The 5445-nt window shown below is 50.2% G+C and carries 2 tRNA genes and 3 rRNA genes; all 5 read right to left on the reverse strand.

Annotated elements, in window-relative coordinates:
- Nucleotides 1-51: 51 nt before the first annotated feature.
- Nucleotides 52-163, reverse strand: a 5S ribosomal RNA gene (gene rrf, locus EZ428_RS23850).
- A gap of 85 nt (nucleotides 164-248) precedes the next feature.
- Nucleotides 249-3126, reverse strand: a 23S ribosomal RNA gene (locus tag EZ428_RS23855).
- Between the two features lie 200 nt (nucleotides 3127-3326).
- Nucleotides 3327-3403, reverse strand: a tRNA-Ala gene (locus EZ428_RS23860).
- A gap of 17 nt (nucleotides 3404-3420) precedes the next feature.
- Nucleotides 3421-3495, reverse strand: a tRNA-Ile gene (locus EZ428_RS23865).
- A gap of 199 nt (nucleotides 3496-3694) precedes the next feature.
- A 16S ribosomal RNA gene (locus tag EZ428_RS23870) occupies nucleotides 3695-5214 on the reverse strand.
- The 16S, 23S and 5S rRNA genes sit together here with 2 tRNA genes alongside, the layout of an rRNA operon.
- Between the last annotated feature and the right edge of the window lie 231 nt (nucleotides 5215-5445).

Genomic DNA, 5445 nt, shown 5'->3' on the forward strand with positions numbered 1-5445 from the left:
GCCCATAAAACAGAAATGCCCCGCCACTTTCGTGACGGGGCAATCTTTAGGATCTGGCACCGACCTACTCTCCCACATGTTACTGCAGTACCATCGGCTCTGGCGGGCTTAACTTCTCTGTTCGGAATGGGAAGAGGTGGACACCGCCGATATAGGCACCTGAATATCTTTAATGGGCGGACATGGTCCATTCCCAGAATGACATATTATTGAAAGAAGTCAATTTTGAAGAGCAAACAACGTGTTGCTCTTGAAAGCCTCGGGTTATTAGTATCACTCGACTGTGCTGTCGCCAGCTTTACATCTATGACCTATCGACGTGGTAGTCTTCCACGGCCCTATATGGAACTCTCATCTCGTGGCTAGTTTCGCACTTAGATGCTTTCAGCGCTTATCTATCCCCAGCGTAGCTACTCTGCAATGCCCCTGGCGGAACAACAGATTCACTAGAGGCTAGTCCAACCCGGTCCTCTCGTACTAAGGTCAGCCCCACTCAAAATTCCAACGCCCACAACAGATAGGGACCGAACTGTCTCGCGACGTTCTGAACCCAGCTCGCGTGCCACTTTAATCGGCGAACAGCCGAACCCTTGGGACCTTCTCCAGCCCCAGGATGTGACGAGCCGACATCGAGGTGCCAAACCTCCCCGTCGATATGAGCTCTTGGGGGAGATCAGCCTGTTATCCCCAGCGTACCTTTTATCCTTTGAGCGATGGCCCTTCCATGCAGAACCACCGGATCACTATATCCGTCTTTCGACCCTGCTCGGCTTGTCTGCCTCACAGTCAAGCAAGCTTATGCTATTGCACTCCACGTACGGTTACCAAGCGTACTGAGCTTACCTTTGAAAGCCTCCGTTACCTTTTTGGAGGCGACCACCCCAGTCAAACTACCCATCAAACAATGTCCCCGCCAGTGGCGGGTTAGACACCGAACACAGAAAGGGTGGTATTTCAACGTTGGCTCCACGACGCCTAGCGACGCCGCTTCAAAGCCTCCCACCTATCCTACACATCCTGTGCCCAATGTCAATGTTAAATTGTAGTGAAGGTGCATGGGGTCTTTCCGTCCCGTTGCGGGTACCCGGCGTCTTCACCGGGACCACAATTTCACCGAGCTCATGGCTGAGACAGCGCCCAGATCGTTACACCATTCGTGCAGGTCGGAACTTACCCGACAAGGAATTTCGCTACCTTAGGACCGTTATAGTTACGGCCGCCGTTTACTGGGGCTTCGATTCAATGCTTCTCCTTGCGGATGACATCCCCTCTTAACCTTCCAGCACCGGGCAGGTGTCAGGCCTTATACCTCATCTTTCGATTTTGCAAAGCCATGTGTTTTTGTTAAACAGTCGCCTGGGCCTTTTCACTGCGGCTGCCATTGCTGACAGCGCCCCTTCTCCCGAAGTTACAGGGCCATTTTGCCGAGTTCCTTAGCCATGATTCACTCGAGCACCTTAGAATTCTCTTCCCGGATACCTGTGTCGGTTTGCGGTACGGGTTTTCATAACCTGAAGCTTAGCGGTTTTTCTTGGAAGTCTGATTACCTGCGCTATCCACTCACCCGAGGGCTTGCGGTACTATCGACTTTCAGCTAGATTGGCGGATTTGCCTACCATTCTAATACCTACTGTCTTTAACGATCTATTCCGTCAGATCGCGGCAGTGTCACTACTCCGTCCCCACATCGCAGTTATAAAAAGTACGGTAATATTAAACCGTTGTCCATCGAATATCCCCTTCGGGTTCTCCTTAGGCCCCGACTAACCCTGATCCGATTAGCGTTGATCAGGAAACCTTATCCTTTCGGTGGGCGGGTTTCTCTCCCGCCTTATCGTTACTTATGCCTACATTTGCTTTTCCAGAAGCTCCACCATGGCTCACGCCACAACTTCGCTGCCGCTGGAATGCTCCCCTACCATGATATAAATATCATCCATAGCTTCGGTGTACCACTTAATGCCCGTTTATTATCCATGCACGATCGCTCGACTAGTGAGCTGTTACGCACTCTTTAAATGAATGGCTGCTTCCAAGCCAACATCCTAGCTGTCTATGCAATCGCACCTCGTTAGTTCAACTTAGCGGTAACTTAGGGACCTTAGCTGATGGTCTGGGTTCTTTCCCTCTCGGCGCGTGACCTTAGCACCCCGCGCCTCACTGCCGTGTATATTATATAGCATTCGGAGTTTGTCTGGATTTGGTAGGATTTGACTCCCCCGCACCCAATCAGTAGCTCTACCTCTATATAACTCACCACGACGCTGTTCCTAAAAACATTTCGGGGAGTACGAGCTATTTCCCAGTTTGATTAGCCTTTCACCCCTACCCACAGATCATCCGGAAACTTTTCAACGTTTATCGGTTCGGTCCTCCAGTACGTGTTACCGCACCTTCAACCTGTCCATGGGTAGATCACAAGGTTTCGCGTCTACCTCCCCTGACTATGCGCCCTATTCAGACTCGCTTTCGCTTCGGATCCGTGCCTGAAGCACTTAACCTTGCCAGAGAAGAGTAACTCGTAGGCTCATTATGCAAAAGGCACGCCGTCACGCCACCTGGACGCTCCGACCGCTTGTAAGTATACGGTTTCAGGTTCTATTTCACTCCCCTGTTCGGGGTTCTTTTCACCTTTCCCTCACGGTACTGGTTCACTATCGGTCTCTCAGGAGTATTTAGCCTTACCGGATGGTGCCGGCAGATTCCCACAAGGCGTCTCCGACCTCGCGGTACTCAGGATACCACTAGACTAATGGTGCTTACGTGTACCGGGCTATCACCGTGTATCGCTGGGCTTCCCATCCCATTCCACTTCACTGCATTATAATCACGTCATGGTCCTACAACCCCAGCCATGCCGTGACATGACTGGTTTGGGCTCTTTCCCTTTCGCTCGCCACTACTTAGGAAATCATTATTATTTTCTCTTCCTCTGCTTACTTAGATGTTTCAGTTCGGCAGGTTTGCGCACTATGTGCGACATGTCTTCAACATGCCAGGTTTCCCCATTCGGAAATCCGCGGATCAAATCATATTTGCCAATCCCCGCGGCTTATCGCAGCTTATCACGTCCTTCATCGCCTCTGAGAGCCAAGGCATCCCCCGTATACTCTTTCTTACTTTCTTCTCCCCATAGCCTTTTGCGCCTATGGAAATGCTTTTTTTGATATGTTGTCAAATCATCATGCCTTACGGCAATCCGAAGCAACAACGTCTCTATTGTTGTTTGCTCTTCTATTTTAACTTCTTCCAATATGTCAAAGAACTTTTCAATCCCGGGCACTGATGCCTATTATAAACGTACCTTTTATCTTAGGTACCGGTGATGGTGGAGAATAACGGAGTCGAACCGTTGACCTCCTGCGTGCAAGGCAGGCGCTCTAGCCAGCTGAGCTAATCCCCCAAAAAAACTTGCGCTTGTAGTCCCGTCCAGATTTGAACTGGAGACCCCTACATTATCAGTGTAGTGCTCTAACCAGGCTGAGCTACGGGACTATTTGATGTACGATTGTAGATTTTCGACGTACGATTTGCTTCCGTTTCCTTCTTAAATCGTAACTCGTAATTCGGTAAATCGTAATTATCTTACAATCTCGCCGCTAGCAGACATGGTGTCGTGCCGATGGCTCGTCTTCTTGGTATCTTAAGAGATATGTATCATTTTTTACGCAGCGAGTAGTCCATACTACTCCAGAAAGGAGGTATTCCAGCCGCACCTTCCGGTACGGCTACCTTGTTACGACTTAGCCCCAGTTATCGGTTTTACCCTAGGACGCTCCTTGCGGTTACGTACTTTAGGTACCCCCAACTTCCATGGCTTGACGGGCGGTGTGTACAAGGCCCGGGAACGTATTCACCGCATCATTGCTGATATGCGATTACTAGCGAATCCAACTTCATGGGGTCGAGTTGCAGACCCCAATCCGAACTGTGAATGGCTTTTTGAGATTTGCACCACATTGCTGTGTAGCTGCCCTCTGTACCATCCATTGTAGCACGTGTGTAGCCCCGGACGTAAGGGCCATGATGACTTGACGTCGTCCCCTCCTTCCTCTCTGTTTGCACAGGCAGTCTGTCTAGAGTCCCCACCGTTACGTGCTGGCAACTAGACATAGGGGTTGCGCTCGTTGCGGGACTTAACCCAACACCTCACGGCACGAGCTGACGACAGCCATGCAGCACCTAGTTTCGTGTCCTTGCGGACGCTCCCATCTCTGGGAACTTCACTAACTTTCAAGCCCGGGTAAGGTTCCTCGCGTATCATCGAATTAAACCACATGCTCCTCCGCTTGTGCGGGCCCCCGTCAATTCCTTTGAGTTTCACCCTTGCGGGCGTACTCCCCAGGTGGAACACTTAACGCTTTCGCTTAGCCGCTGACTGTGTATCGCCAACAGCGAGTGTTCATCGTTTAGGGCGTGGACTACCAGGGTATCTAATCCTGTTTGATCCCCACGCTTTCGTGCCTCAGCGTCAATAGGACCATAGTAAGCTGCCTTCGCAATCGGTGTTCTGTGACATATCTATGCATTTCACCGCTACTTGTCACATTCCGCCTACCTCTAGTCCATTCAAGCCCATCAGTATCAAGGGCACTGCGATAGTTGAGCTACCGTCTTTCACCCCTGACTTAACAGGCCGCCTACGCACCCTTTAAACCCAATAAATCCGGATAACGCTTGGATCCTCCGTATTACCGCGGCTGCTGGCACGGAGTTAGCCGATCCTTATTCCTTCGGTACATTCAGCTACTTACACGTAAGTAGGTTTATTCCCGAATAAAAGCAGTTTACAACCCAGAGGGCCGTCTTCCTGCACGCGGCATGGCTGGTTCAGGCTCTCGCCCATTGACCAATATTCCTTACTGCTGCCTCCCGTAGGAGTCTGGTCCGTGTCTCAGTACCAGTGTGGGGGGTCATCCTCTCAGATCCCCTAGTCATCGCGGTCTTGGTGGGCCGTTACCCCGCCAACTAACTAATGACACGCATGCCCATCCCCATCCCATAAATGTTTGATCATTGAACGATGCCGTTCTGTGATTTCATGCGGTGTTAATCCGGATTTCTCCGGGCTATCCCCCTGATGAAGGTAGGTTGCATACGCGTTACGCACCCGTGCGCCGGTCTCATGGTTGCAAGCAACCACTACCCCTCGACTTGCATGTATTAGGCCTGCCGCTAGCGTTCATCCTGAGCCAGGATCAAACTCTCCATTGTAAAATGTTGTAGTTCGAACGCTGACCATTCTTATTCTAACGAATTATTAATAGTCTTTATTCTATTTGTATTATGTTGTCTGATAGTTACAGACTTAAGAAACAGCTCGGTTCAATGTACTTTCAAACCGTACCTGATTGCCTCGCTGCGTTGTATAAATGATATCTCTTTAATGAACTTTTCGACCTTACCTCACGGTGATCTATATATGTTGCAACTTCATGCTGTGTT

Source organism: Pedobacter frigiditerrae (assembly GCF_004331645.1).
Taxonomy (GTDB): Bacteria; Bacteroidota; Bacteroidia; order Sphingobacteriales; family Sphingobacteriaceae; genus Pedobacter; species Pedobacter frigiditerrae.